The 25541-nt window shown below is 66.3% G+C and carries 26 protein-coding genes; 12 read left to right on the forward strand and 14 right to left on the reverse strand.

The window, feature by feature from the left end:
- Positions 1-2: 2 nt before the first annotated feature.
- Positions 3-1142 carry an ABC transporter substrate-binding protein gene (locus tag ACWEFV_RS20700; RefSeq protein ID WP_135459520.1) on the reverse strand — a complete coding sequence of 380 codons (1140 nt, stop codon included), beginning with the start codon at positions 1140-1142 and terminating at the stop codon, positions 3-5.
- Between the two features lie 154 nt (positions 1143-1296).
- Between ACWEFV_RS20700 and ACWEFV_RS20705 the strand changes: the two genes are divergently transcribed.
- The 5 genes from ACWEFV_RS20705 to ACWEFV_RS20725 all read left to right on the forward strand — a co-directional run bounded on the left by ACWEFV_RS20705 (position 1297) and on the right by ACWEFV_RS20725 (position 4591).
- Positions 1297-1710 carry a hypothetical protein gene (locus tag ACWEFV_RS20705; protein ID WP_450071519.1) on the forward strand — a complete coding sequence of 138 codons (414 nt, stop codon included), beginning with the start codon at positions 1297-1299 and terminating at the stop codon, positions 1708-1710.
- Positions 1711-1744: 34 nt separating this feature from the next.
- Entirely contained in the window at positions 1745-2173 is a 429-nt protein-coding gene (locus ACWEFV_RS20710; RefSeq protein ID WP_450071520.1) for a TIGR03668 family PPOX class F420-dependent oxidoreductase, read from the forward strand.
- 97 nt (positions 2174-2270) lie between these two features.
- Positions 2271-2555 carry a WXG100 family type VII secretion target gene (locus tag ACWEFV_RS20715; protein WP_450071521.1) on the forward strand — a complete coding sequence of 95 codons (285 nt, stop codon included), beginning with the start codon at positions 2271-2273 and terminating at the stop codon, positions 2553-2555.
- Positions 2556-2687: 132 nt separating this feature from the next.
- The gene (locus tag ACWEFV_RS20720; protein WP_450071522.1) at positions 2688-3845 is read left to right on the forward strand and encodes a hypothetical protein; all 1158 of its coding nucleotides are present in this window, start codon (positions 2688-2690) and stop codon (positions 3843-3845) included.
- Positions 3842-4591 (forward strand): hypothetical protein, encoded by a 750-nt coding sequence (locus tag ACWEFV_RS20725; RefSeq protein ID WP_450071523.1) that lies wholly within the window; start codon positions 3842-3844, stop codon positions 4589-4591. Before ACWEFV_RS20720 ends, ACWEFV_RS20725 begins: the two co-directional genes overlap by 4 nt.
- Positions 4592-4639: 48 nt before the next feature.
- On the opposite strand, the gene ACWEFV_RS20730 is transcribed toward ACWEFV_RS20725, so the two are convergent.
- Positions 4640-5371: a hypothetical protein gene (locus ACWEFV_RS20730; RefSeq protein ID WP_450071594.1), complete on the reverse strand. Its 732-nt coding sequence runs from the start codon at positions 5369-5371 to the stop codon at positions 4640-4642.
- A gap of 184 nt (positions 5372-5555) precedes the next feature.
- Between ACWEFV_RS20730 and ACWEFV_RS20735 the strand changes: the two genes are divergently transcribed.
- Positions 5556-7715 carry an elongation factor G-like protein EF-G2 gene (locus tag ACWEFV_RS20735; RefSeq protein WP_450071524.1) on the forward strand — a complete coding sequence of 720 codons (2160 nt, stop codon included), beginning with the start codon at positions 5556-5558 and terminating at the stop codon, positions 7713-7715.
- Here ACWEFV_RS20735 and ACWEFV_RS20740 read toward each other — a convergent pair.
- The 3 genes from ACWEFV_RS20740 to ACWEFV_RS20750 are packed head-to-tail and all read right to left on the reverse strand — an operon-like array spanning position 7712 to position 9733.
- Positions 7712-7900: a ferredoxin gene (locus tag ACWEFV_RS20740; protein WP_450071525.1), complete on the reverse strand. Its 189-nt coding sequence runs from the start codon at positions 7898-7900 to the stop codon at positions 7712-7714. The genes ACWEFV_RS20735 and ACWEFV_RS20740 overlap by 4 nt on opposite strands.
- Entirely contained in the window at positions 7897-9171 is a 1275-nt protein-coding gene (locus tag ACWEFV_RS20745) for a cytochrome P450 (RefSeq protein WP_450071526.1), read from the reverse strand. Before ACWEFV_RS20745 ends, ACWEFV_RS20740 begins: the two co-directional genes overlap by 4 nt.
- A 1-nt stretch (position 9172) precedes the next feature.
- The gene (locus tag ACWEFV_RS20750) at positions 9173-9733 is read right to left on the reverse strand and encodes a carboxymuconolactone decarboxylase family protein (RefSeq protein ID WP_450071527.1); all 561 of its coding nucleotides are present in this window, start codon (positions 9731-9733) and stop codon (positions 9173-9175) included.
- 106 nt (positions 9734-9839) lie between these two features.
- Between ACWEFV_RS20750 and ACWEFV_RS20755 the strand changes: the two genes are divergently transcribed.
- The 3 genes from ACWEFV_RS20755 (at position 9840) to ACWEFV_RS20765 (ending at position 12549) form a co-directional block, all read left to right on the forward strand.
- On the forward strand, positions 9840-10415 hold the full coding sequence (locus tag ACWEFV_RS20755; protein WP_450071528.1) for a TetR/AcrR family transcriptional regulator: 576 nt from the start codon (positions 9840-9842) through the stop codon (positions 10413-10415).
- 42 nt (positions 10416-10457) lie between these two features.
- Entirely contained in the window at positions 10458-11165 is a 708-nt protein-coding gene (locus ACWEFV_RS20760; RefSeq protein ID WP_450071529.1) for an SDR family NAD(P)-dependent oxidoreductase, read from the forward strand.
- Between the two features lie 232 nt (positions 11166-11397).
- Positions 11398-12549 carry an MCE family protein gene (locus ACWEFV_RS20765; protein WP_135460346.1) on the forward strand — a complete coding sequence of 384 codons (1152 nt, stop codon included), beginning with the start codon at positions 11398-11400 and terminating at the stop codon, positions 12547-12549.
- Positions 12550-12558: 9 nt separating this feature from the next.
- Here the strand turns inward: ACWEFV_RS20765 and ACWEFV_RS20770 are convergent, their stop codons facing one another.
- From ACWEFV_RS20770 to ACWEFV_RS20780, 3 genes are all read right to left on the reverse strand, one after another.
- Positions 12559-13485 (reverse strand): DMT family transporter, encoded by a 927-nt coding sequence (locus ACWEFV_RS20770; RefSeq protein WP_450071530.1) that lies wholly within the window; start codon positions 13483-13485, stop codon positions 12559-12561.
- A 106-nt stretch (positions 13486-13591) separates the two neighbouring features.
- The gene (locus ACWEFV_RS20775; RefSeq protein WP_450071531.1) at positions 13592-13879 is read right to left on the reverse strand and encodes a hypothetical protein; all 288 of its coding nucleotides are present in this window, start codon (positions 13877-13879) and stop codon (positions 13592-13594) included.
- A gap of 117 nt (positions 13880-13996) precedes the next feature.
- A complete protein-coding gene (locus ACWEFV_RS20780; protein ID WP_135459534.1) occupies positions 13997-14704 on the reverse strand; it encodes a histidine phosphatase family protein in 708 nt (235 codons plus the stop codon).
- 74 nt (positions 14705-14778) lie between these two features.
- Between ACWEFV_RS20780 and ACWEFV_RS20785 the strand changes: the two genes are divergently transcribed.
- Both ACWEFV_RS20785 and ACWEFV_RS20790 read left to right on the forward strand, forming a co-directional pair.
- Complete coding sequence (locus ACWEFV_RS20785; RefSeq protein ID WP_450071595.1) at positions 14779-15393, forward strand: O-methyltransferase; 615 nt, start codon at positions 14779-14781, stop codon at positions 15391-15393.
- A gap of 27 nt (positions 15394-15420) precedes the next feature.
- A complete protein-coding gene (locus tag ACWEFV_RS20790; protein WP_450071532.1) occupies positions 15421-16239 on the forward strand; it encodes a DUF2127 domain-containing protein in 819 nt (272 codons plus the stop codon).
- Here ACWEFV_RS20790 and ACWEFV_RS20795 read toward each other — a convergent pair.
- The gene (locus tag ACWEFV_RS20795; RefSeq protein WP_450071533.1) at positions 16148-16966 is read right to left on the reverse strand and encodes an AraC family transcriptional regulator; all 819 of its coding nucleotides are present in this window, start codon (positions 16964-16966) and stop codon (positions 16148-16150) included. The two genes, ACWEFV_RS20790 and ACWEFV_RS20795, sit on opposite strands and share 92 nt — an antisense overlap.
- Positions 16967-17038: 72 nt before the next feature.
- On the opposite strand from ACWEFV_RS20795, the gene ACWEFV_RS20800 reads away from it, so the two are divergent.
- Positions 17039-18301: an amidohydrolase family protein gene (locus tag ACWEFV_RS20800; RefSeq protein ID WP_450071534.1), complete on the forward strand. Its 1263-nt coding sequence runs from the start codon at positions 17039-17041 to the stop codon at positions 18299-18301.
- An 18-nt stretch (positions 18302-18319) separates the two neighbouring features.
- Here ACWEFV_RS20800 and ACWEFV_RS20805 read toward each other — a convergent pair whose 3' ends face one another.
- The 5 genes from ACWEFV_RS20805 to ACWEFV_RS20825 form a co-directional block, all read right to left on the reverse strand.
- The gene (locus ACWEFV_RS20805; RefSeq protein WP_450071535.1) at positions 18320-18820 is read right to left on the reverse strand and encodes a hypothetical protein; all 501 of its coding nucleotides are present in this window, start codon (positions 18818-18820) and stop codon (positions 18320-18322) included.
- Between the two features lie 158 nt (positions 18821-18978).
- Positions 18979-20427, reverse strand: coding sequence for a hypothetical protein (locus ACWEFV_RS20810; RefSeq protein WP_450071536.1), 1449 nt, complete (start codon positions 20425-20427; stop codon positions 18979-18981).
- Between the two features lie 51 nt (positions 20428-20478).
- Positions 20479-22215, reverse strand: coding sequence for an ABC transporter ATP-binding protein (locus ACWEFV_RS20815; protein ID WP_450071537.1), 1737 nt, complete (start codon positions 22213-22215; stop codon positions 20479-20481).
- Positions 22212-24791, reverse strand: a complete 2580-nt coding sequence (locus tag ACWEFV_RS20820) for an ABC transporter ATP-binding protein/permease (protein ID WP_450071538.1) — start codon at positions 24789-24791, stop codon at positions 22212-22214. The genes ACWEFV_RS20815 and ACWEFV_RS20820 overlap by 4 nt, the downstream gene beginning before the upstream one ends.
- Positions 24791-25513: a TetR/AcrR family transcriptional regulator gene (locus ACWEFV_RS20825; protein WP_450071539.1), complete on the reverse strand. Its 723-nt coding sequence runs from the start codon at positions 25511-25513 to the stop codon at positions 24791-24793. The genes ACWEFV_RS20820 and ACWEFV_RS20825 overlap by 1 nt, the downstream gene beginning before the upstream one ends.
- Positions 25514-25541 lie beyond the last annotated feature (28 nt).

The following is a 25541-nucleotide window of genomic DNA, read 5'->3' on the forward strand; positions in this document are numbered from 1 at the left end:
CCTCAGCCAATCGCCTTGGCCCAGTTGTCGGCCAGATACTTGTTGGCGGTATCGGTTTGGGCCTGGGTCGCGACGGTCACCGGGCCGTCGATGGGGGGCAACTGACCGAACGCCGCGCGGTCGGCGGTGCCGGCCAGGATCATCTTGTCGGCGCGCACCGGGCGCACCCCGCCCTTGGCGTACAGGTTCTGCCCCTCGTCGCTGAACAGGAATTCCTGCCACAGCCGGGCCGCCGCCGGATGCGGCGCGTCCTTGTTGATCGCTTGGAAGTAGTACCCGGCGACCAGGGCCTCGTGGGGAACTATCACCTGCCAGCCGGGGACCTTCTGGCTTTCGGTGCCGTTGAGGTAGTTCCAGTCGATCACCACGGGAGTCTGTCCCGATGCGATCGTGGCCGGCGTCGGGTCCAGCGGCAGGAAGTTGCCCACCTCGTTGAGCTTTGCGAAGAATTCGACCCCGGGGGCGATGTCATCGGCCGATCCGCCCTGAGACACCGCCGCCATCAGTACCCCGGCGAACGCGGCTCCGGCCTGGGTCGGGTCGCCGTTGAGCGCGACCATGCCGTGGTACTCGGGTTTGAGCAGGTCGTCGATGGCCGTGATCGGCGGAACCTTGGTCGAATCGAACCCGATCGACATGAAGCCGCCGTAGTCGTTGACCCAGGTGCCGTCAGGATCCTTGAGCTTCTCCGGGATGTCGTCGAACGTGGCCACCTTGTAGGGAGCGAACATCGACGTATTCGCCAGCGCCACCGACTGCCCCAGGTCGAACACGTCGGGCGCGGTGCTCTTGCCCTTCTGCTGGTTGGCGGCGTTGATCTCTTCCTGACTGGAGCCGTCGGGCAGCGCCGAGTGCACCTCGATGCCGTACTTGTCCGAGAAGGCCTTGATGATGGCGCCGTAATTTGCCCAATCCGGGGGCAACGCAATCACATTGAGCTCACCTTCGGCCTTGGCCGCCTCGATGAGCTTGTCCATCCCGCCGAAGTCGCCGGCAGACCTGGCTTCGGCGACCTTCACCCCGGTATCGGTGTCACCACCGGCCGCGCCCTTCTGCGGCGGTGCGCACGCCGCCAGACCCACCGCGACGAGTGTCGATGCGGCCAGAGCCGCAGATGCTGTCACGATCCGGGACGTGATCATTACGAAACCCTCCATTGGCCACCAAGCGCGCGCACCGGCACCCTATCGCGACCTCAGCGAACGCGAGACTCATCGAAATCCGTTGGACCCGAATCGCACCGCGGGCCGCCCGGCAGTGGACGGTGGCGATACCGGCTGATTAGGGTTGGCGCTCATGACGCCCATCCGCACCAGCCTCACACGTCGGCGGCGTCCGCTCACCACAGCTGCCATCTTCGTGGCCGTCTGCGCCGCAGGTCAGGCGACGATCGCACCCGCCTCGGCGGCCTTCGACGTGCAGGGATACGAGGCGTGTACCTCGATGGCTGCACCCGGTCCCGACCAGAACTTGGACACCATCGCCACGACCTGCTGCGTCGATTACGCCGGCGTGCCTGCCAACACCACCTACGGCGTAGGCTGCGTCGCGCCCGTCGAGAATCCGCCAGAGGACTACCGGCCCACGATCGTCATGCCAAGCCAGCCCTCGCCACCGGGTGAGGGTGACGACCTGACCTACGACGAGCTGATGAAGCTGCCACCACTCCCAGATGACGGCGGGCTGCCCGGAGACGTACCGCCGCCCTGAGGCGTTGCCGACGTCATCCACATAGTCTGGAGTGATGGCCGATCTCGATGCCGCAACGCGATTCGCCACGGCACCCTGCGCGGTGCTCGCGACGCTGGGTTCCGACGGCGCGCCGCACCTGGTGCCGGTGGTGTTCGCGGTCCACATGCCTGCCGACGCGGACGCCGCGGCCACCATCTACAGCGCTGTCGACGCCAAACCGAAATCCACTCAACGCCTGCGCCGGCTGGCCAACATCGAGCGGGATTCCAGGGTCAGCCTGCTCGTGGACCACTACACCGACGAGTGGGCACACCTGTGGTGGGTACGCGCCGACGGGCGGGCCACGGTCCATCACAGCGGTGATGCGATGGCCACCGGTTACGGGCTGTTACGCGCGAAATACCCACAGTACGAGCGCATCGCGCTCAACGGCCCGGTGATCACCGTCGAGGTCACCCACTGGTCGTCCTGGCAGGTGTGACAGCGCGCCAAACAGCCGAATTGCTGCTCAGCGGGGTCCCCGACCTGCCTTAACATCATTGATGATGCAACGAGGCAACAGCTGAACGGAGGCCGTCATGGAGGTTGACCCCGAGGTCCTGCGCGCCTTTGCCGGTCAGGTGGATATCGCGTCGGGCCTGATCCGCGAGGCTGACGTCGGCAGAAAGGTCTCCACCGCGGCCGACGGCTTGGACGGATCGACCACGCAGTGGGCAGCGCAGCTCGTCGGCTCACACGTCAAACAGGTGGCCGAGAAAATCGCCACCAGTGTCAACGACATGGGTACCGCGGTGCGCGGCGCGGGCAACAGCTATGAGGTCACCGACGGCGGTCTGGCGGGCAGCTTCGGAAAGATCTTCTGACCCGTGTTGCCCTCGCGTCCCCGTCTCGAACGCTGGAATCCCGACTCTCTGACTCCCGCCGGTGAAGCCATCAAGACTTCCGGTACAGCCGTCGGTGACGCGGTATCCCGGATCAGCTCCAACCTCAAGACCATGCCGGAGACCAAGGCATGGTCAGGTGATGCGCACAACGCGGCCACGTCGATGTTCGACCGGGCGAAGAAACAGACCGACGACTTCTCGAAATACACCACCGCCGTGGGCGATGCGTTCAAAGAGGGTGCCGGCACCATCGGAGGTGCCCGCACCCCACTGCTGAACAAGGCCGACGAGATCGACGCAACCGGCCAATTGCATGTCAGCGATCAATGGGTGGTGTTGATCCACGGCGGTCAGATGACGGTCGAACAGGCTGCCGAGCTGGAGAAGCGTGCTCAGTCCGAGCAGGTCAATGTCAACTTGTTGCTGGCGAAGGTGGGTGCGGCTGACGAGAGCGTCGCCGGGAAAGTGACCAGCGCGGCACAACAGCACGGATTCGAGGTGCCCAACCCGGGCGGCCTGGGCAGTCTGTTTCCCGGAATTCAGAAGCCCGGGGACGAGGTGCCGAACCCGCTGTCAACGGTCGGAATGCTGCAGCAGGGCGTCCTCCGCGACACCGACATGTCGCAAACGGTCCGGGAAACGAAGGTCGAGACCCAGTACAACCCCGCCACCGGAGAGCCGGTCGGGACAACCACGACCAGATACATGATGGACGGCAGCAAGCACGTCCACACTGTCGATGCCAAACCAAATTTCTCAGATCGAGGGCCGCTCACCACCGACGTGCATATCGACAAGAACGGCAACGAGGTTTCCCGGACAACGACGGTCACTTTCGAGGACTGGGCTCAGTACGGTATGGCCGGAAAGACCATCAGCACTACCCAATACGCGAACGGCACTATTGCCGAAGTGACGAAGTGGCCGGACGGCAAGGAAACCGCCTACGTCCGTACGCCGGATGGTCGTCAGGCAGACGTCCCCATCAATCTCATCGACCATCCCATTTTGAGCCCGCTCGGCGCTACCGGGAAATACTTCGGGCCGGGCGTGAGTATTGCCACCTCCTTGTGGGACATCGCTGTGGCAGAGACGAGTTTCCAGAAATGCGTCGCCACAGCTGAGGGTGTCACCTCGGTTACCGCCGGTACGCTCGCGGGCATCGCGGCCTCAGAGACAGGTCCGGCCGCCATCCCGATCGGCCTGGCCGCAGCACTCGGCGGCGAAGCCCTCGGCAACTGGATCGGCAACACCTTCTGTCCTCGATGACGACCTCCGGTTACCTCCGGCTGGCGTCCATCTTCGCAATATTGATAGGCGGCGGCGGTTTCGTCACTGCCTGGGCTGTCATCTGGTTCATCCGCGGCAGCTATTTGACGGCAGCCCTCTGCCTCGGCGCATCGCTCTTGCTCTTCAGCTTGCTGTTTCACCTCTCCTACCCACTGTCAGGGAGAGCCCATCCGAGGGGCGAGTACGGCCCTGAAGGCACTAAAATCCGTCCGCAGAGATATGCCGATCGGATATTCAGCATCGGCCTTTTATTGGGCGTCTTGTCTGCGGGTGCATTTCTCATCTTCGCGCAATTCGACATGGTCGATTTCATTCCATCCAGCACCAACCGACTGATTGTGCCGGCCGGTTTCATTTTCTACGTCATCTACGGCGCGCCGGTCCTCTATCGAATTTTCAAATACCGGGCCGCGAAACATCTATACCTGGATCCGCACGGTTTCGAGGTGTGGGACGGTCAGTGGAATTCATTCGCCCGTGGAACGTGGGAAGATGTTCAACAGATCCTGGATCACCCCCTCAAGGGCAAGACATCATTCACCGAACTGATTGTCTTCGTCCTCCCCAAAAAACGCACCGCAAAGCTGGGCTCCGGCACCATCACCGCCAACAGCGACGCGCTCCGCGAGTGGGTGAGGTTCTATTGGCTGCATCCCGACTGCCGCAACGAACTGACCGATGGTCGTGCCCTACAGCGGCTTGAGGGCGAGAAGTTCACCGTCTGATGAATCCGCGATGCGTACCCCGGATGTGTTGTTGACGGCGAGCTGTCATCACTCGCCCCACCGGAGTGACACCTCAAGGCACGCACGCAGCGTCTCGGCATCAAGCGGTTCGGCATAGCCGGCATCATCGGGCGCATATAGATAGTCGCCATCACCGTCGACCTGCACCCAGTACCGAGTCGAGCCGGAGAGCGACTGCACTGTCCCGATCGCTGCGACATCACTCCCATCCACAACGTGCACTGCCGGACCATCCGGCTCAGCACGTGGAATCGGGAAACCCAGGTCGTCGTACTCGTCGGCCAACTCGGTCGGGGCCGGAAGCCGATCCTCCAAGCCTACGACCGCAATACGCGCATGAGAGCCGGCGCCGACCAAGCCGACCGAATCAGCTGTGGCTGCAGCCAAATCCGCTGGTGATACCGCATAGAGATCAACAACGTCGATGCCATCAGAGTCACTGTGCTGCACCGCAACAAAGCCCGACTCGGCGGCCCGCAACCCGCTCACACGAAGATCCGGGGCGCCCTCAGCGGAGAAGCTCACCCGGCATCCCACGCAATCATCAGCCCGCACAAAGGCTTCCACCCACGCTCGGACACCAAAAAGATCGCCACCGTTGAGGCGATTTTCGATCGCTCCCACTTCTCTGGTGAGAAGCCACACCGACCCAACCGGCCGGCTACGGCCCAGCGGATACGGCAACATGTCACGGCCGTACAGCTCACACGCCGCCTCAAGGTCGACCACCGCAGCTGTGCCGACCAGTTCCAAGGGCACTGTCGTCTCGAGACTCGGCGTATGCGTCATGGACCTCATTCTGACAGCGTGCTGTGCGCTTCCTCGGAATGTTCACCTGCAGCCCGATCGGGCACATCTTGTGTCGTAGGTCACATCAGGGAATGGTGGAGTGCAGGTCCGGCGGGCCGTAGCGGGGCGCCCCGGGGACACCAGGAGGAATGCCATGGCGGACAAGACACACTCAGCCGGCAACGGGGCTGTTCCCACCGCGGACAGTCCCACTGCCATTCGCAACGTGGCGCTCGTCGGCCCGTCGGGTGCGGGCAAGACCACCCTGGTGGAGGCGCTCCTGGTCGCCGCAGGCGTGCTGACCCGGGCGGGTTCGGTGGTCGACGGGTCGACGGTGTGCGATTTCGACGAGGCCGAGATCAGTCAGCAGCGTTCTGTCGGCCTGGCGCTGGCACCGTTGCAGCACAACGGGATCAAGGTCAATCTGATCGACACCCCCGGATACGCCGATTTCGTCGGGGAGCTGCGCGCCGGGCTCCGTGCCGCCGACTGCGCACTGTTCGTCATCGCGGCCAACGAGAACATCGACGAGCCGACGAAGTCGTTGTGGCAGGAATGCGCGGCCGTGGGCATGCCACGTGCCGTCGTCATCACCAAGCTCGACCACGCCCGGGCCAACTACGCCAATGCACTCGCCGGCGCCCAGCGGGCCTTCGGCGACAAGGTGGCGCCCCTGTACTTCCCGGCCGGCGATGGGGTGATCGGGCTGCTCACCCGGACGTACTACTGCTACAACGACGGCACCCGCACCACCCGGCCACCCGACGGCGCCTACGACGATCAGATCGCCGAACTGCGCGGCTCCCTGATCGAGGGAATCATCGAGGAATCCGAGGACGAGTCGCTCATGGAGCGTTACCTCGGCGGCGAGGAGATCGATGAGTCGGTGTTGATCGCCGACCTGGAGAAGGCGGTGGCCCGCGGCTCGTTCTTCCCGGTGATCCCGGTGTGCAGCGGATCCGGGGTCGGCACGCTGGAGCTACTCGAGATCGCCACGCGCGGCTTCCCGTCACCGCCCGAGCACCGCCTACCCGAGGTGTTCGCCGCCAGTGGCGCCGCCCGCAAGCCGATGGCCTGCGATCCGTCCGGGCCGCTGCTGGCCGAGGTGGTGAAGACGACGTCGGATCCCTACGTCGGCAGGGTCAGCCTGGTCCGGGTGTTCTCCGGCACCATCAGGCCCGACGCCACCGTGCATGTGTCGGGCCATTTTTCTGCCTTCGACGACTCGGTGGCAGCCGAGGGCTCGCACGGCCACGCCGACCACGATGAGGACGAGCGCATCGGCACCCTGTCCTTCCCGCTGGGCAAGCAGCAGCGCCCGGCCCCGGCGGTGGTGGCCGGGGACATCTGTGCGATCGGCCGGCTCAGCCGGGCCGAGACCGGGGACACCCTCAGCGACAAGGCCGATCCGTTGGTGCTGCGCCCGTGGACGATGCCCGACCCACTGCTGCCCATCGCGGTGCAGCCCCGCGCCAAGACCGACGAGGACAAACTCTCGGTCGGGTTGCAGCGGTTGGCCGCCGAGGATCCGACCCTGCGGATCGAACAGAACCCGGAAACCCACCAGATCGTGCTGTGGTGCATGGGTGAGGCGCATGCCGGGGTGGTACTCGATGCGCTGTCGCGACGTTATGGGGTGTCGGTGGACACCGTCGAGTTGCGAGTACCGCTCCGAGAGACGCTCGGCAGCAAGGCAAAAGGACACGGCAGGCACGTCAAGCAGTCCGGTGGGCACGGTCAGTACGCGGTCTGCGATATCGAGGTTGAGCCGTTACCCGAGGGCAGCGGATTCGAGTTCGTCGACAAGGTCGTCGGCGGGGCTGTGCCACGCCAGTTCATCCCGAGCGTCGAGAAGGGCGTGCGGGCCCAGATGGAGAAGGGGATCAGTGACCACGGAGAGGCCGGCTACCCCGTCGTCGACATCCGGGTGACGCTGGTCGACGGGAAGGCGCACAGCGTCGACTCGTCGGATTTCGCGTTCCAGATGGCCGGCGGGCTGGCGCTGCGAGAGGCCGCCGCGGCCGCCGGCGTGAACCTGCTCGAGCCGATCGACGATGTCACCGTGGTGGTGCCTGACGATCTGGTCGGCGCGGTGATGAGCGATCTGGCCAGCCGGCGCGGCCGGGTGCTGGGTACCGACCAGGCCGACGAGAACCGAACCCTGGTGAAGGCGGAGATCCCCGAGGTCGAGCTGACCCGGTATGCGATCGACCTGCGGTCGCTGTCCCACGGCGCCGGGGCGTTCACCCGCTCGTTCGCCCGTTACGAGCCGATGCCCGACGCAGCCGCCGCCCGGGTGCGCAAGGCGGTCTAATCAAGCGTGATCGCGTGCTCCGGGCAACCTTCGACCGCCTCGGTGACCGGAGCTCGCAACTCGTCACCCACCTCGGGCGTCAGCGCCTCGGCATAACCGTCGTCGGTCAGGGTGAACACGTCCGGGCACACCGCCACGCAGACGCCGTGCCCACGGCAGCGGTCGTCGTCGACGTGAACCTTCATCGCGGGGTGACCTCGAGGTGCAGCACGGTCAGGCCACGCAGGATGTATGTCGGAACGTAGTCGAACCGGCGGTCTCCCTCGGGGCCGTGTTCGGCTTCTGACAGCCGGATCTGGGTGGTGCGGGCCAGGATTCGCTCCAGGCACACCCGGGCCTCGGCTCGGGCCAGTGGCGCCCCCGGGCAGGAGTGCACGCCGCGGCCGAAGGCGATGTGCCTGCGGGCATTCGGACGGTCGACGTCGAAGGTGTCCGGGTTCTCGAACTGGCGCGGGTCCCGGTTGGCCGCACCGTTGCACACCATCAGCGTGGCCCCGGCCGGCACGTCGACCCCGCCGATCGTGGCGGCGCTGCGTGCCAGCCGGAAGTCGCCCTTGATAGGGCTCTCCCACCGCAACGCCTCCTCGATGAAGTTCGGGATCCTGGCGGGTTCGGCGCGCAGCAGATCCTGCAGTTCCTGGCGTTCGGCAAGCAGTTTGAGCGCGGAACTCAGCAGCCGCACTGTGGTTTCCTGGCCGGCCAGATAGAGGTTGGCGGCCAACCGCACCACGTCGATTACCTCCGGGGTCGACCCGTCCGGGAACTTCGCGGCGGCCATCTCGGTGAGGGTGTCCTCACGCGGGTTCGCCCGGCGCTCGGCGATGTAGGCCGAGAACTTCTCGTACAGGTACTCCAGTGGATTCTGTTGGACGGACTGCTCGGCGGTGCTGCCGATGCCGGCCTGATCGTGCCCACCCATCCGGGCCGCGAACTCGTCGCGGTCGTCCTCTGGGACACCGAGCAGGTCGGCGATCACCAGAAGCGTGAACGGACCGGCGAATTCGGAGATGAACTCGCCGCCACCGCGGGCCAGGTAGGGCTCCAGCGTCTGATCGGCCAGCCGCCACATGAAGTCCTCGTTCTGCTTGAGGCGCTTCGGCGTGATCAGCCCCATCAACAGCGCGCGGTGCTGGGTGTGGGTGGGCGGGTCGAACGTGGTGATCTGGTCGCTCATCGGCAGTTCGTCACGGTGCCGGTCGATGAGGTCGCTGACCTCTTGATCGGAATGTCCCTCCAACGCGACCGGGAATCCGGGAAACGGTCCGGTCACCGAGGTGGCCGAGGAGAAGGTCTCGGGGTCGCCGCATACCGCGACGGCCTCGTCGTAACCGGTCACCATCACCACGTTCTGATGCGGTTCCCGCTGCACCGGACAACGCTCCCGCAGCCCGGCCAGGAATGGATACGGGTCCGGTACGAGGCTCTCGTCGCGAAAAAAGTCCCGGGTATCAGTCATCTCAGCTCCCCAATGAGGCGTAGAACTCGTCGGTGCCCGCGCCGTCCTCGAGTTGGACGTCGAAGGTGTTCAGGGCGAATGCCAGCGTGCTGTAACCGCCGAAGGTGAACATCAGGTCCATCCGCTGCCGGTCGTCGAGGCGCCGGCCAAGGCGCTCCCAGGTCTGCGCGGAGATCCGCGACGTGGCGTGCAACTCGTCCACCGCATCGAGCACGGCCTGGTCGAATTCGTCTGCTGCTGAACCACTTCGGGTCGACTCGACATCAGCTTCGGTCAGTCCGGCCTGCAGGGCCATCGCGCTGTGATGTCCCCACTCGTACACGCACCCGTGGTGGAACGCGGTACGCAGGATCACGAGTTCACGCAGCCGCTCGGGCAGCGTGGAGTCCTTCTGCAGGTAGGTGTTGAACGGCAGGAACGCGCCGGCCAGGACCGGATGGCGGACCAGGGTCGAGAGCGCATTGCCCGCGTTGTCGGGGTTGCGCCGCTCCGGCGGCACCGTGGAGGCCAGCGCCCCGCGCGCCTGATCGTCCCAATCCTCTGCCGGCAACGGCGTAAGCATCCGCACAGTCCTTCCAACATGTCGATCTGCTTTACGATCGACTAGTAATGTACTTTACGATCGTAAAGTAGATCCACTAAGAATGCACACGGGAGGTGAGGGCCGAATGGACCACGCCGACGACGCGGCAGGCACTGGCGCCACCCGCGAGCGGCTCGTCGAAGCCGCCGTCCGGCTGATCACCCGGCACGGCTTCGCCGGCACATCGCTGCAGATGATCGCCGACGAGCTGGGTTTCACCAAGGCCGCGATCTACTACCACTTCCGCACCCGCGAACAGTTGTTGAGCGCGGTCGTCGAGCCGTTCCTGGCCCGGTTGCAGACCGTGATCGAAGACGCCGAGCGCCAGCGCAGCGCGTCCGCCCGTGCGGATCAGATGGTGCGCGGCTACGCCGACCTGGCGGTCCACAACCGCGCCCTGGTGTCGGTTCTGGCCAGCGATCCGAGCGTGAACGAGGCGCTGCGGAACCGGCCGGAATGGGACGGCGTGATCAACCGGCAGATGGCTCTGCTGGCCGATGTCGATCCGGGTCCGGCCGGGACGGTCAAGGCGGCCATGGTGTTCTCCGGCATCGCCGGGGGCGCGGGCGTCGCCGTCGCGGACATCTCCGATGAGGACCTCTCCCACTACCTGGTCGACGCGGCACGCCGCACACTCGGCCTGCGCGCTCCCCGACGCTGACGAAAAGCGTTGCAATCGAAGTGTTTTACCGAAAGGATCGACATGACAGTCAAAACCGCATTGGTGACCGGAGGCGCATCCGGAATCGGCAAGGCGATCGCCGACCGCCTCGCCGCCGACGGGTATCGGGTGGCGACCCTCGACCTCAACTCAACTGACAACGAGCACTCCTACACGGCCGACGTCACCGACCGGTCCCAGGTCGACGCCGTCTTCAAGGCGGTCCGCGAGCAGCTGGGCCCCGTCACGATCCTGGTCAACTCAGCCGGTCTCAGCGATTTCACCCCGTTCACCGAGCTCACCTTCGAACGTTGGCAGAAGGTCATCGACGTCAACCTCCACGGCGTCTTCCACGTCGTGCAGGCCGCCCTGCCCGACATGATCGAGGCCGGCTGGGGACGCATCGTCAACATCTCCTCATCGAGCACGCACTCCGGTGTGCCGTACATGTGCGACTACGTGGCCGCCAAGTCCGGCGTCAACGGCCTGACCAAGTCCTTGGCGCTGGAGTTCGGTCCGGCCGGGATCACCGTCAACGCCGTGCCGCCGGGTTTCATCGACACCCCGATGCTCCGTGCCGCCGAATCCCGGGGCGAGCTCGGCGACATTCGCGACACCATCAAGGCCACGCCGGTGCGCCGAATGGGCAGGCCCGAGGACATTGCTGCCACGTGTTCATTCTTGATCTCAGAAGAAGCCGGCTACATCACCGGCCAGATCGTGGGCGTGAACGGCGGTCGAAATACCTGATCAGGGCCTACCCTTGTGACGGGGCTCACCCGGTACCGGCGGTTTGATATTCGCCGCACCGGGGCCCTGTTAGTTGCACTTGTCTCTGGTTGTTTGGGAAGGTTTGCTCACTTGAGTTTTTGGCTGCGTCAATAAATTCGGAGGTTTGCGCGTGGCCTCATCCACGGCGGCATGGCAGGACCGGTTCAAGCACTGGCGGTACGACCCGCCGTACAAGACCGCGTGCGCGGGGATGGTCATTCTGCTGGTCGCGGTGCTGACGTTGACGTGGATGCAGTTCCGGGGTGCATTCGAGCAAAAGACGCAGCTCACCGTGCTGTCCAATCGTTCGGGCCTGTCGATGGACCCGGGCTCGAAGGTCACCTTCAACGGGGTGCCCATCGGCCGGCTGACCGCCGTGGACGTGGCGGAGGTCGACGGCGAGCCGCAGGCCAAGCTGACCCTGGACGTCAAGCCCCAATACGTGAAGCTGATCCCGGAGAACGTGACCGCCGAGCTGAAGGCCACCACGGTGTTCGGCAACAAGTACATCTCGTTCGTCGCACCGGACAATCCGTCACCGCAGCGGGTCTCCCCGGGCACGCCGATCCGCGCCAAGGGCGTGACGACGGAGTTCAACACCCTGTTCGAGACGATCACCGCGATCTCCGAACAGATCGACCCGATCAAGCTCAACGAAACCCTGACTGCCACCGCCCAGGCCCTCGACGGGCTGGGCGACAAGTTCGGCAAGTCGATCGTCAACGGCAACGACATCCTGGCCGATCTGAACCCGCGCATGCCCCAGATCCGCCGCGACATCTCGGGACTGGCCGACCTGGGCGAGGTCTACGCCAACGCGGCCCCGGATTTGTTCGACGGCCTGGCCAACGCCGTCACCACCGCCCGCACCCTGAACGAGCAGCGCGGAAATCTGGACCAGGCCTTGGTGGCCGCGGTCGGTTTCGGCAACACCGGCGGCGACATCTTCGAGCGCGGCGGCCCGTATCTGGTCCGCGGCGCCCAGGATCTGGTGCCGGTCAGCGCGATGCTGGACCGCAACAGCCCCGCGCTGTACTGCATGATCCACAACTACGCCGAGGCCTCACCGAAGTTCGCCCAGCAGACTCGCAACGGCTATGCGTTCGAGCTGCAGAACTTCGTGGTCGGCGTGGGCAACCCGTGGGTGTACCCGGACAACCTGCCCCGGGTGAACGCCACCGGCGGGCCCGAGGGCCGGCCCGGCTGCTGGCAACCGATCACAAAGGACCTGTGGCCGGCTCCGTATCTGGTGTTGGACGTCGGGGCGTCGGTCGCGCCGTACAACCACTTGGAACTCGGCCAACCTCTCATGACCGAGTACGTGTGGGGCCGCCAGATCGGCGAGAACACGATCAACCCGTAGCGGTTGCCCCTAGCGGTCCTCGCCGGCTATCTGGATGGGCTGTCCGGCCGTCTTGACTTCCAGTTCGGCTTCGAGCGTCTCTTCGTAGGCGCCCTCGTCACGACCCAGCGCAATCGTGGCCGCGGCCATCGCGCCGACCGCCACCGAGAGGGCCACCGGTTCCCAACCGGTGATCGACAGGTGCTCGCCCAGGACGACCGAGCCGAGCACCACCGCCACCACCGGCTCGAGCACCAGCATGGTCGGCACCGAGGTCTGCAGCGATCCGGCGTGGAACGCCGACTGCTGCAGCAGCGTCGCGACCACCCCGAGGATCACGACCAGGTACAGGGCCGGCGTGGTCAGCACAGCGAGCACACCGTCCACGGCGATCGTGTGCATCACGATCTTCGTCAGCACGGCGACCACACCGAACATCACGCCCACGGCGAGTGCCAGCAGGACCGCGCGGCGCCAGTTGGTGCTCCGCGTGGCGGCCAGGACACACAGGCCGACCGCCGCTGCGCACACCACGACGACGGTGACCGTGGTGGCCACGGATACCCCATACGTTCCGGTGCTGGCCCTGGCCAGCGCCACGAACACGGTCAACGCCCCCGTCAGCAGCAGGGCCCAGGCCCATTCCGCGCGGCTGACTTTCCGGTGGGCCAGCCGCGCGCTCAGCGGGAGCGCGAACAGCAGCGCCGACACCAGCACCGGTTGGACGAGCAGCAGTGAGCCGAAACCCAGCGCCAGCGCCTGGAACGCGTACCCGGCGACCGCGGACGCGGTGCCCGCCCACCACAGCCTGCGGCGCAGCAGCGTGCGCAGCATGACTGTGCTGACGCCCTTCTCGGGCGGGACGTCCATGGTGGCGCGCTGCCGCACCACAATGCCGACAGCTGCGAAAACGGCTGCGCACAGGGCGAACAGCACCGCAAGACCGTTGCCGAGCAAGCCTCGTCAACCCCTTTCGGGCCAGTGTGTCGGCCCTCTCTGAGAGGGGAGAAGGCCAGTGCCCTCCAACCGTAGAGCGCTGACGGTTGTCGCGCTGTGCCCGGGGTCAGACGACCTGCAGATGCCGCTTCGGTGGCTCGTCGGAGGAGTCCGCGGGATCGGCCGGCGGGGCGGGAGCGATCTTGTCGTTGACGCTGGCCACCGCCAGGTCGACGCGGTTCACCGCGTTGTCGCACAGGTCGCGGACCCGGCCGCTGGCGGTCTCGACCTCATCGGCGGCACTGCGCAGATAGGCCCTGAGGTTGACCCGCAGCCGCTCACCGGCCCTGCGGGCCCGCAGCCGTACGCGGTCGTCGACCTCGACGGTCACGTATGGCAACAACCGAAATCTCATAGCCCCGCTCCCATCTCCGATTGCTTGGCACACAGTATCCGCGCCCGGCCGTGGTTCGAGCCAGACGTGACCGGCGCCGCATTCCGGCAGTTTATGGCCGGCGGATCACATCGGCAGCTAGCTTCCCGCCCCGTCCCAGTCCGTCAGGGTCCAGCCGTCGGTCGGATTGCCCTTGATGACGACATATCCGGTGTTGTCGAGCGGGTGTTGCATGAGCAGTTGGGAGTTGGGATTGGCGACGTTCATCTGGACCCACAACATGATCGCGGCGCCGTGCGAGTACGCGACGGGGTTGTCGTCGCCGCTGTCGTAGATCTGCTGCACCGCCTCGTCGAACCGGGTGTCGAACTCGTTGCCGTCGATCGATCCGGGTATCCGGGCATTCCGGTCGCCACGCAGCCACTGCTCGGGCGCGGAGAAGTAGGTGTCCATCGCGCTCGCCTCGGGCTGGCCCTCGTAGATGCCTGCCTCGACCTCGTGGAGCCCGGGCAGCACGGTGATCGGCTCGTGGAGGGTGTCGGCCATGGGTTGGGCGGTCTGCTGGGTCCGGATCATGGTCGAGGCGAAGATGCCGTCGTAATGGTTGGGCGCCAGGCGTTGCGCGCTGGCGACGGCCTGTGTCCGGCCCAGGTCCGTGAGCGACGGACCGGGCGTTGAGCTGTCGACGAGCCCCGAGGCATTGCCCGCCGACTGGGCGTGCCGGACGAAGGTCAGCGTGATGGAGCGGTACCCGCCCGCGGCCGCGCTCGGGGCCAACAGCGTGGTGAGGACAAGGACGATTGCGGCCAGAAACGGGAGCGCTCGTAGTTTTCGCACACCGGCCATATTCCACCCTCGGGCGTAGGTTCGTCAGCGTGACTACCCTCAACGAAGACAGGGTCGCCGGCGCGCTGGATCGGATGTACGCCGCGGCCGATCAACAGTTTGCGAAATTGCGCGAAGACGGCTCTCGTCGATTCGCTGATCTGTCCGATGCCACCGCGCAGGAACGCGCGGATGCGCTCAGTGACATCTACATGCCGGTGACGCGGGAGGCCGGCCGGTTGTTGTACTCCCTGGTTCGGGCGACCAAGCCGGCGATCGTGGTCGAGTTCGGGATGTCCTTCGGGCTCTCGGCCCTTCACCTGGCATCCGCCGTGCGCGACAACGGTTCTGGGCGGGTTTTCACCACCGAGCTCAGCGCCGCCAAGATCGCGGCGGCCAAGCGGACGTTCGCCGAGACGGGCCTCGACGACGTCATCACCGTGCTCGAAGGTGATGCGTTGGAGACGCTGAAGTCGGTGACCGGCGACATCGGTTTCGTCCTTCTCGACGGTTGGAAGGAGCTTTATCTCCCGGTGCTCCAACTCCTGGAGCCCCAGCTGACCACGGGTGCGCTGGTGGTCGCGGACAACACGTCGATGGCGGACACCCAGCCGTATCTGGATCGTGTCCGCGATCCGTCGAACGGGTACGTCAGCGTCAACTTCCTGGCGCGCGACAGCGACAGCATGGAGCTGAGCTGCCGCGCCTAGCGGACATCGCACGGCTACGGTGCTGACATGGTGGATTTCGCCCTGCGGTCGTGCGGGCTGCGTGGGCATGCGACATTCGCCCCCGATGAACCGGAGCTACGAGAGCGGTTGCGGGTAGAAACCCCGGTCGGGGAGGCCTGGCGCTGCCTGCGCTGCGAGACGTTCGTCGTCGGCTCGCCGCGCGGTCACGGGCCCGCTGACACCGCACCGGAGATCCCGCGCGGGCGGCTGCTGCGCGACCGCACCATCATGCGACTGCTGGCCACCGAGCGGGCGGTGCGCGGGATCGTGTTCACGCTGCTGGCGGTGGGCATCCTCAAGGTCCGTGCGTCCCGCAGCCAGCTGCAGGACGCATTCGAGAAGGACATCCCGCTGATGCGTCCGCTGGCCGACCAAATCGGTTGGAACATCGATGATTCCAAGATCGTGCGGCACATCGGTGAGGCCTTCACGTTGTCGTCCACCACCTTGCTGTGGATCGCCGTCGGGGTGGCCGCCTATGCCCTCATCGAGTTCACCGAGGCCGTCGGGCTGTGGCTGATGAAACGGTGGGGCGAGTACTTCGCGGTGATCGCCACCGGCGTCTTCCTACCGCTGGAGATCTACGAGTTGACCGAGAAGGTGACCGTCCTGCGCCTCGGTGCGCTGGTGATCAACCTCGCCGCGGTGATCTGGTTGCTCTGGAGCAAGCGGCTTTTCGGGATCAACGGCGGCGGTGCGGCGTACCGCGCCGAGCATCACACCGAGAGCCTGCTCAGTGTCGAGCGGGCCGGGTTGGCTGCTCCAGGTGTTCCTCACGGGCGCGATTCCGGTACGCCGACGGAGTCTCACCGCAGAACTGACTGAAGCACCGGGTGAACGAGCTGAGGTTCTCGAATCCCACCGCCGTCGCGGTGGCCTGCACCGATTGATCCGGCCCGGCCAGCAAGGCCATGGCCCGCAGCATCCGGGCATGCAGAAGGTATGTCCGCCAAGAGATTCCGATGGTCTCGGTGAACAGGCGCCGCAGCGTCCGCTCCGACACCGCAACGGCCCGGCTGACGTCCTCGGCCGTCACCGAGGCGAGGTGGTCCTTCGTGTAGGCCAGTGCGGCCGCCACGATCGGGTGCTCGGTGGTCGGCAGGCTCAGCGGGGCCTCGTGATCGAGCGCGTCGGCGACGAGGTTGGCCAGGGTCCGGAAGAAGGTGTCGGACGTGTCGTCGCCGTGGGCACGGTCGACCGGCCAGCGCAATCCGTAGATCATCATCTCGCGGATCAGCGGCGAGACCGCGATGATCCTGGCCCGGTCCCCCGGATCGGCGATCAACTGCGTATCGAACATCACCGCGACGGTCTTGACGTCGGGGTTCATCACCGCCTGATGCTGCAGGCCGGCCGGAATCCAGGCGGCCTGCTGCGGCGGCAGCAGATAGTGCGCGGCGTCGGTCTCCACCTCGACGACGCCGTGCAGTGCGTATTCGATCTGGTGCACCTCGTGGGAGTGCCAGCCGGTGATCAGGCCATCGCCCTCGTAGAGGTAGCTGCCGGCCAGCGCATGACCGCCCCGGCGCAACTCGATGACCGGCCTGGACATGTTGGCCGATTGAGTCAAACCTCTGTCCGAAAGTGCAGAGACGGTCACGCCTCCCGAGGGTACTAGTTAGATATGCAGACCGACGACCTGATCCTGATCAGCATCGACGACCACGTCGTCGAGCCGCCCGACATGTTCCTCAACCACGTGCCGGCCAAGTACAAGCCGGAGGCACCCATCGTGGTGACCGACGACAAGGGCGTCGACCAGTGGATGTATCAGGGACGGCCGCAGGGCGTGTCCGGTCTGAATGCCGTGGTGTCCTGGCCGGCCGAAGAGTGGGGACGTGATCCGGCCGGGTTCGCCGAGATGCGCCCCGGCGTGTACGACGTGCACGAGCGCGTCCGCGACATGAACCGCAACGGCATCCTGGCGTCGATGTGCTTCCCGACCTTCACCGGGTTCTCCGCCCGGCACCTCAACATGACCCGTGAAGACGTCACGCTGGTGATGGTGTCGGCCTACAACGACTGGCACATCGACGAGTGGGCGGGCAGTTACCCGGATCGGTTCATCCCGATCGCGATCCTGCCGACGTGGACTCCCGAGGGGATGTGCGCCGAGATCCGCCGCGTGGCCGCCAAGGGCTGCCGCGCGGTGACGATGCCCGAACTGCCACACCTCGAGGGTCTGCCGAGTTACCACGACGAGGACTACTGGGGCCCGGTCTTCCGGACGCTCTCGGAGGAGAACGTGGTGATGTGCCTGCACATCGGCACGGGTTTCGGCGCGATCAGCATGGCCCCCAACGCCCCCATCGACAACCTGATCATCCTGGCCACCCAGGTCTCGGCGATGTGTGCCCAGGACCTGCTGTGGGGACCGGCGATGCGCAACTACCCCGACCTCAAGTTCGCCTTCTCCGAAGGCGGAATCGGTTGGATTCCTTTCTATCTGGACCGCAGCGACCGGCACTACACCAACCAGAAGTGGCTGCGCCGCGACTTCGGCGACAAGCTGCCCTCCGACGTGTTCCGCGAGCACTCGCTGGCCTGCTACGTCACCGACAAGACCTCGCTGAAGCTGCGCCACGAGATCGGCATCGACAACATCGCCTGGGAGTGCGATTACCCGCACTCGGACTGCTTCTGGCCCGACGCACCCGAGCAGGTGCTGGCGGAGTTGAATGCCGCCGGCGCAAGCGATTCCGACATCAACAAGATCACCTGGGAGAACTCGGCGCGGTTCTTCAGCTGGGATCCGTTCCAGCACACCGCGCGTGATCAGGCCTCCGTCGGCGCACTGCGCGCCAAGGCCACCGACGTCGACACCTCGATCCGGCCACGGGCCGAATGGGCGCGGCTGTACGAGCAGAAGCAGCTCACGAAGGCCTGACAATGTGTCGTTGAGGGCTTACGCGCGCCGGGTGACCGCCCGCGCCTTCGCGTTCACCGACGTGAATGCCTCAACGATGTCCACCTCCCCGACCGGGAGGTGGACCGCGGCAACAGCCTGGGTCTTGAACGCCAGTGCTGCCGCGCTCAGGGTGTGCCCGAACATCTGAGTGGCGTCCGGTGATTCACCCCAGACCAGAACCTCGACCAATCCGGCCGGGAACTGCCGGCTGTCAGCCGAGATCACGCGGTCGTACGAATCGGCACCCATGACCAGGACGAACTGCTCACCGTCGGCGCCGGCCGATGGTTCCATCTCATCGACCAACTCGGCACCCAGGATCTGCACCGACCGGTCAGCCCCGGACGTGGCTTCCCGCAGGAGCTGCACGCTGACCCGCCAGCCGCTCATCATCCGGTCGACGATCAGTCCCCCGGCGTTCGCCGCCAGTTCCGCGGCATCACTGGCTATCACGTGCATGCGGTATGTCACGGCGCCACTGCCCTTTTCACTCTTCATCGCGCTGCCCGCGCCGAGAATAAGTCGAAAACCACCTGCGACGTCGTCAACATGGCCTCCCGCCGGATAGGCAAACTTGCCCCGCTCATCACTCCGGGACGCCCAACTGTAATGGTTACAGTAGGTTCGTTTCAACTATCCGATCGGCTAGTACCCAGCTAGCGTGCGGGTGGCACCAGTGAGATCAGTTCACCGGACGCGGGCAGTGCCTGCACCAACGTGGACCCGACTGCCCACATCGGTCCCGGTTCGGGGATCTTCCACAGCACTGCGCAGGTATCGAGATCGACCGCGACCGTCGGCGCGTCGTCTTTGTCGACGCCCGCTTGCGGCGCGACCACGACCGTTCCATCGGAACCGACGTACCCGTCCTCCTCCACCGGAAGACCGGTACAAGACGACACCCGATTGCCGCTGCGCAGATCGAACTTCTGCCATGTTGTCGATCTGTCGCCGGTGCTCCAGTTGTTGTCGGTGAGGTACATGCTGCCGCCGAGGAACCCGATCGAATTCGGCGTGACTTCCTGGTCGACGTGTACCGCCGTCATCGGTGTACCGCGACTGTCCAGCACCAGCATCTGATCGCTCAGTGACAGTGACAACACCGGAAGCTCGGCACCGTGCAGGCCGGAACTCAACAGCTCGGGGCTGCCGGTCTGGTTGTCATAGCGGCCCACCCGATTCCCGCTGTCATCGAAGAACGCGAACGTCGTCGGGCTACGACGGGCAGCCTTGTTTTGACGTTCCTGCTCCGCGAACCCACCGACCACCGGCAGCAACTTGCCGCCGGACTTCCTGAGCACCTTGCCGTCGACGGCCGAGAACACCGCACTGCGGTCCTTGTCGATCTTGGCCACTCCGATGTCGCTCGGCGGCATACCTGGCTGCCGTTTCAACATGGTCATGTCGCCTGCAACTGCCTTGACCGTCCAGGTGAACCGACCTTGATCGTCGATACCGTGCCAGCCGGTCTCCGGTTCGTAGGCCACTGCGTAGGAGCCGATCTGCACGACTCTGGCCTTGTCACCGAGACTGCTGGTGTCGAACTGCAGCGTGCTCGCCGTACGTGAGAGGACAGCACCGGTCTGCGCGTCCAGCACCCAGGCCTCACCCGGCGCCTCGCCGTAGTCCTTGTTGAGACACAGCACCCTGGTGACGCCGTTGAGAAGGCAGGTGACCATTACCGGGTTGTCGATCCGCACCGGGGCGAATGACGGGACTCCTTGCGCCACATCAACACCCAGTAGCCACGCGCGGCGCACACCGGTGGTCCGCTCCGTACCGGCCACGGTGAAATAGGCACGCGTGCCGACATCACCGACGTGTTCAACGCGTGGCCGGGTGACATCAGCGAGCACGGTCTTGAGGTTCATGCGCCAGCCCGGCACCGGCTGCTGACGCAGCGACGGCAACAACACCTGGCCGGGCACCCCGACGTCGCCGGCATAGCTGACCGGCGCCAGCTCCCGCGTCGGGTCCTCACTGGCCAAACTGGTGAAGAGCCACACCAACCCGGCGGACCAGGCCGCGACGAAAACCAGGATAAGCCAGTGCCACCAGCGCATTTGGTGCAGCCATTCGCGAAATCCAGGCTGGGAATCATCCACCCACCGACCCTAGCAATGCGCCGTCCGCACGCCGGTCACGAATTTTGGCGGCTAGTGCGTGATCTGCCAGTCGGCCGCCTCGCGTTGCTGGTTCCAGAACTCGTCGAAACGACCACGCGCGGCCAGCAGTTCATCGATGCTGCCGTCCTCGACGATCCGGCCGCCGTCGAGGAACAGCACCCGGTCCGCGTGCCGGATGCTGGCCAGCCGGTGCGCGACGATCACCCGGGTCCGCGAACGCTCATCGGCCGTCAGGGCGTCGACCACCGCGGCCTCGTTCTCGGTGTCCAGTGCGCTGGTCGCCTCGTCCACCAGCAGCACGGGCGCCGGCTTGACCAGCGCGCGAGCGATACTGACCCGCTGCCGCTCACCGCCCGACAAGGCCGTCCCGGCTTCACCGACCTTGGTGCCGTCACCGTCGGGCAACCGCCCGGTCAACTCGTCCACGCGAGCCAGCCGCGCCGCGGCGGCCAGTTGATCGGCATCGGCATCCGGGTCGCCGACCAGGATGTTGTCCCGGATCGTCCCGTCGAACAGATAGGGATGCTGGAACACCACACTCGTTGCTGCCCTGCGGGTTTCGGTGTCCATCTGGGCGGTGTCGACGCCGTCGATCAACACCCGCCCGGCGCTGGGTTGGTGCAGCCCGGCGATGAGCGACAGGATGGTGCTCTTGCCCGACCCGGACGGCCCGACGATCGCGGTAGTGCCGCCGGGCTCCAGGACGAAGCTGACATCCTGCAGCACCGGGGTGGTTCCGTAACCGAACGTCACGCCCTCGAATTCGATCCGGGGCGCGGCGTCCGTGGTCAACGTGACGGTACCGGTGGCCATCACCGGGGCGTCGAGCACGGCGCGGATCCGGCCCAGCGTGGCCCGGGTGGATTCGATCGCCGGGGCCAACTCTGACAATGACGTGAACGGCTCGAGATAGCGCGCCGCGACCACGATCATCGCAATCGCCTCGGGCACACCGAGAGTGCCGCGCACGGTCAGGAAGGTGGCCATCCCGGCCAGGATCAGCAGGGCCAGTTGGCTGGCCAGGCTGAACAACAGCTGTCCCGGCACCTGCATCAGCAGCAGTCGCATGCTGGCGCCGTGCTGCGCGGCCAGGGCGTCGCCGACCATGCTGCGGGCGGGCTCGACCCGCCGGGCCGCGCGCAGCGCCTGCTGGGTGCGGGCGAACTCGATGATGCGTTCGGTGAACGCCCGGTTCGTCTCGTCGGCGACCGCGTCGGCCTTGCGGCTCAGCCGGCCCGAGGCCCAGAACGCCCCCAGCAGAATCACCACGCCGGCCAGGGCAGCCAACCCCAGCGGGACCGAGATGAACAGCAGCGCAAGCGCAATGGCCGCGGGCAGCAGGATCGCCCCGATCAACGGCGTCAGCAGGTTGACCACCATGCCGACCAGTTCGGGTCCGGTGGCGGCGATCGCCTGGCGGGCATTGGCGGTGTTCGCGCCGCCGGCGCCGCCCAACCAGTCCATCCGGATGCCGGGCAGTCGGTCGGCCACGTCGTGCTGGGTGTGGTCGAGAAGTGCGAAGCCGAGGTCGAATCCGAGCCGCGAGGTCGCGGTGTCGACGATCCAGCCGATGACCGTCGCGGCGGTGAGCCAGCCGAGCCACGGCAGCGCGTCGCGCGGCACATCGCTGAACAACGCAGCCACGAGGGGAATCAGCAGCACCGTGCCTGCCGCCCGGATCACCACTGAGACCAACGTGAGCGCGGCATAGATGCCGACCTTGCCGCGACGGTCGGCCGGGATGAGGGCGATCAGGGTGCGGATCATCGTGCCTCTCCTGCGGTGACGGCATCGCCGGGGCGCAGCGATTGTCCGGTCTGCCAGAGTTGGTGGTAGCGCCCGCCTGCGGCCAGCAGTTCCTCATGCGTGCCGGTTTCGGCGATGCGGCCGGTTTCGAGGACGACGATCTGGTCGGCGTGGGTGATGGTGTGCAGCCGGTGTGCGATCACCAGAACGGTTCGGTCCCTGGTCAACCGGTTGAGTGCCTGCTGCACAAGGTATTCCGATTCCGGATCGGCGAAGGCTGTGGCCTCGTCCAGGATCAGCACCGGGGTGTCGGCCAGGATGGCCCTGGCGATGGTGAGCCGCTGCCGTTCCCCGCCGGACAATGCCGACGACGCCGAAAGCACGGTCTGATACCCGTCGGATAGCCGCAGAATGCGTTCGTGGATCTGGGCGTCGCGCGCGGCCTGCTCGATCCGTGCCTGATCGGCCTCCGGGTCGGCCAGCGCGATGTTCTCGGCGACCGTACCGGCCACGAGCTGGGTCTCCTGCAGCACGAAGCCGACTCGGCGGTACAGCTCGTCGGCCGACAATGATCGAATATCCCTGCCGTCCAATCGGATCGATCCCGAGTCGACGTCATGGAAGCGCGCGAGCAGCGCGGCGAGCGTGGACTTGCCCGAGCCCGACGGGCCGACCAGTGCGGTCACGGTGCCCGGGCGCAACGTCAACGACACGTCCTGGATCACCGGCACGCTCGGCCGGTAGCCGAAGGTCACCCCGTCGAACACCACGGCACCCGGGTCACCCGGCCCGCCCTGGTGCTCGAGCAGCGCCAGGTCCGCCTCGTCGAGGGCGTTCTGGATGCGACGCGCGGCCAGCATGCCGCCGCGGATCCCGCCCAGCCCGTAGCCCACGCCCAGCAGCCGAACGCCGAATGTGGTGCCCAGCAACAGGAACGGCAGCAAGTCGACCGGATCCATCGAGCCGCCGATGATCATCGGGGTGCCGACGGCGGCGATCAGCCACAGGAAGGTGCTGGGCCGGGTCACCAGGTCCATCAACGACTTCTTGCCGGTGAAGGGACGCTGCCAGCCGACCAGGAAGCCGATGTACTCATCGAGACGACGACGGAAACTCGACGACGCGGCACCGCCGAACACCCGGACGACGGGCTGGCCCTCGAGATAGGCGCCGGCCTCCCCGCTCATCCGGTCGGCCCAGCGTTGCGCCTGACCGATCTTGGCACCGGACTGGATGGTCATCACCGACATCAGCACCAGGTAGGTGAGCACCGGGATGAACAGCACCAGGGCCAACCGCCAATCGACGGTGAACAGGTAGACCAGCACGGCCACCGGCGCGACCACCGCCGCCACGGCATCCGGTATCGCGTGGGTCACCAGGTAGTGCAGCGACAGGGTGTCGTCCTGCACCAGCTGCTTGATCGAGCCCGACCCACGCGCGGTGAACCAGCCCAGCGGCAATCGGGCCATCTTGGTCAGCAGCCGAGTCCGCAGCTGACGGGCGAACTGTGCGTCGAGGCGGTGCAGCCACAGGGTGAGCCCGGCACCCAACAACGCGCCCAGGCCCAACAGCCAGACCGCGGTCAAACCCAGTGTCCACAAGCGGGATTCCTCGGCCCCGGCCAGCAACAGCCGTGCCAGCTCGACCAGCAGCACGAACGGCGCCAGCTGGATCAGGGTGATGATCGCCTGCAGCACACCCGACACGATCAGCGGGGTTTTCAGCGGGGACAGCAGCCGTCCCGCGCCCTGCGCCCGCCAGGTCCCGCGGGCGGGGGTGGCGGCAGCCGGTGCGGGAACAGGTTCGGCCACAGCGGCTTCGGACTCGTCCCGGGTTTCGGCCTCGGCTTCGGTGCGATCGGTGCCCATCGCCCGGCCCTCGGTCCAATAGGCCTGGGCGTGCAGTTCGGACTTGGGAAAGCCGAACTCGTCTTTCAACCGCGTGCGCAGGAGCTTGAGCGAGCCGGCCTCCGGCGTCACCCAGCAGTACCAGTCCGACCAGTCCCGGGTCTCGATCGCGGCGGCCAGTGACGTCGCGTCATGGCGCTTGACCCAGTGCACCCGCAGCCGCGGGTGCTCGGCGATCGGGATCAGCAGGTCGTTCTCGTCATGCTGCTCGAGATAGACCTCGATCGGAATGTCATGCGGCAGAACGCCGATGATGCCGTTGATGGCCGGCGTGGCTGCCGCATCACCGATCAGCAGGTATCCGGCGGGCAGATCCTCGGGCACAGTGAATCCCGTCGAGCCCAGGGCCATCACCGGGATGGTGTCGCCCGGCTTGGCGGCCCGAGCCCACTTCGACGCCGGGCCCGACGGTTCGTGCAGCACCACGTCGACCGCGAAATGACCGGTGGCCGGCTCCATTTCGGACATGGTGTAGCCGCGCTGGAACTCGGTTTTCGAGCCGTCGGGGTCCGGAACCCAGAATCTCAGGTAGGACGTCGGCTCGGCCACGGCGTCCTCAAAGACCGTCGGCGACACCATGCGCAGGCGCACCATGTTGGGCGTCAGGTAGGTGGTCTCGACCACGGTCGCCTGGTGATCACGCGCGCCGAAGCCGCGCATCATCACTCCCTGAAATCCGCGTGCCATCAGCGGTCCTCTCCCTTGGCGGTCAGATCCGCCACGATGTCGGTGATCGCCCTGCCGGGCACGACGGACGTCAACAGTCCCCGGATCAGCGCGTTCAGCAGAAGTTCCAGGTACTGCGGACTACGCAGTTGCATGCCCGCGGTGTGGACCGGTCCCAGCGCGACGTCGCCGGCCAACCGCTCGGCGGCGGCATCGCGTTCCAGGACGAATCCGTCGTCACCGCCGCTGGCCTCGGCCTTGAGTTCGTGTTGGGCGGCCAGCCCGATGGCCAGTACGGCCACCGAACTGCTCAACAGTGCCGCGGCCTCCGCGGTGTAGCCGCGGCGGCCCAATGCGGCGATCTCGTCGGCCAGCAGCCTGGCGCCGGCCTCCCCGCGCGGGAACAGCACCTGCATGTAGGTGGCCAGTCCGGGATTGGCCAGGGCGTAGCGGTGCAGGTTCGCCCCGAACGCCAGCAGGTGGTCTTCGACGGACCGGGCCGGATCATCGGTGAACTCGAGCTCGGCGAGCAGGCTCTCCCCGACCAGCCGTTCCAGTTCCCAGCGGCCGCTGATGTGGCGGTACAGCGCGGTCGCTGACACGCCGAGCCGGGCGGCGACGGCGTTGATGCTCAGATTTCGCATGCCGAGCTCGCGTCCCGCGGAGACGATGTCGGATACCGCGATCAGCGGCGGGCGCCCACCCATGCGCGCTACCCGCGCCGGGACCCCGGATCCGGCCACGATCACCTCCACAGGAAAGTTACCCCCA

It is taken from the genome of Mycobacterium sp. NPDC004974 (assembly GCF_053600815.1).

What these genes read in the sequence shown, in the direction of transcription:
- ACWEFV_RS20785 (WP_450071595.1), top strand. Translation starts at nt 14,779, where the DNA reads ATGTACGCCGCGGCCGATCAACAGTTTGCGAAATTGCGCGAAGACGGC.
- ACWEFV_RS20705 (WP_450071519.1), top strand. Translation starts at nt 1,297, where the DNA reads ATGACGCCCATCCGCACCAGCCTCACACGTCGGCGGCGTCCGCTCACC.
- ACWEFV_RS20750 (WP_450071527.1), bottom strand. Translation starts at nt 9,733, where the DNA reads ATGCTTACGCCGTTGCCGGCAGAGGATTGGGACGATCAGGCGCGCGGG.
- ACWEFV_RS20780 (WP_135459534.1), bottom strand. Translation starts at nt 14,704, where the DNA reads ATGGCCGGTGTGCGAAAACTACGAGCGCTCCCGTTTCTGGCCGCAATC.
- ACWEFV_RS20700 (WP_135459520.1), bottom strand. Translation starts at nt 1,142, where the DNA reads ATGATCACGTCCCGGATCGTGACAGCATCTGCGGCTCTGGCCGCATCG.
- ACWEFV_RS20815 (WP_450071537.1), bottom strand. Translation starts at nt 22,215, where the DNA reads ATGATCCGCACCCTGATCGCCCTCATCCCGGCCGACCGTCGCGGCAAG.
- ACWEFV_RS20795 (WP_450071533.1), bottom strand. Translation starts at nt 16,966, where the DNA reads ATGTCCAGGCCGGTCATCGAGTTGCGCCGGGGCGGTCATGCGCTGGCC.
- ACWEFV_RS20735 (WP_450071524.1), top strand. Translation starts at nt 5,556, where the DNA reads ATGGCGGACAAGACACACTCAGCCGGCAACGGGGCTGTTCCCACCGCG.
- ACWEFV_RS20805 (WP_450071535.1), bottom strand. Translation starts at nt 18,820, where the DNA reads ATGAAGAGTGAAAAGGGCAGTGGCGCCGTGACATACCGCATGCACGTG.
- ACWEFV_RS20725 (WP_450071523.1), top strand. Translation starts at nt 3,842, where the DNA reads ATGACGACCTCCGGTTACCTCCGGCTGGCGTCCATCTTCGCAATATTG.
- ACWEFV_RS20715 (WP_450071521.1), top strand. Translation starts at nt 2,271, where the DNA reads ATGGAGGTTGACCCCGAGGTCCTGCGCGCCTTTGCCGGTCAGGTGGAT.
- ACWEFV_RS20710 (WP_450071520.1), top strand. Translation starts at nt 1,745, where the DNA reads ATGGCCGATCTCGATGCCGCAACGCGATTCGCCACGGCACCCTGCGCG.
- ACWEFV_RS20765 (WP_135460346.1), top strand. Translation starts at nt 11,398, where the DNA reads ATGGTCATTCTGCTGGTCGCGGTGCTGACGTTGACGTGGATGCAGTTC.
- ACWEFV_RS20720 (WP_450071522.1), top strand. Translation starts at nt 2,688, where the DNA reads ATGCCGGAGACCAAGGCATGGTCAGGTGATGCGCACAACGCGGCCACG.
- ACWEFV_RS20740 (WP_450071525.1), bottom strand. Translation starts at nt 7,900, where the DNA reads ATGAAGGTTCACGTCGACGACGACCGCTGCCGTGGGCACGGCGTCTGC.
- ACWEFV_RS20760 (WP_450071529.1), top strand. Translation starts at nt 10,458, where the DNA reads ATGACAGTCAAAACCGCATTGGTGACCGGAGGCGCATCCGGAATCGGC.
- ACWEFV_RS20800 (WP_450071534.1), top strand. Translation starts at nt 17,039, where the DNA reads ATGCAGACCGACGACCTGATCCTGATCAGCATCGACGACCACGTCGTC.
- ACWEFV_RS20745 (WP_450071526.1), bottom strand. Translation starts at nt 9,171, where the DNA reads ATGACTGATACCCGGGACTTTTTTCGCGACGAGAGCCTCGTACCGGAC.
- ACWEFV_RS20820 (WP_450071538.1), bottom strand. Translation starts at nt 24,791, where the DNA reads ATGGCACGCGGATTTCAGGGAGTGATGATGCGCGGCTTCGGCGCGCGT.
- ACWEFV_RS20790 (WP_450071532.1), top strand. Translation starts at nt 15,421, where the DNA reads ATGGTGGATTTCGCCCTGCGGTCGTGCGGGCTGCGTGGGCATGCGACA.
- ACWEFV_RS20755 (WP_450071528.1), top strand. Translation starts at nt 9,840, where the DNA reads ATGGACCACGCCGACGACGCGGCAGGCACTGGCGCCACCCGCGAGCGG.
- ACWEFV_RS20775 (WP_450071531.1), bottom strand. Translation starts at nt 13,879, where the DNA reads ATGAGATTTCGGTTGTTGCCATACGTGACCGTCGAGGTCGACGACCGC.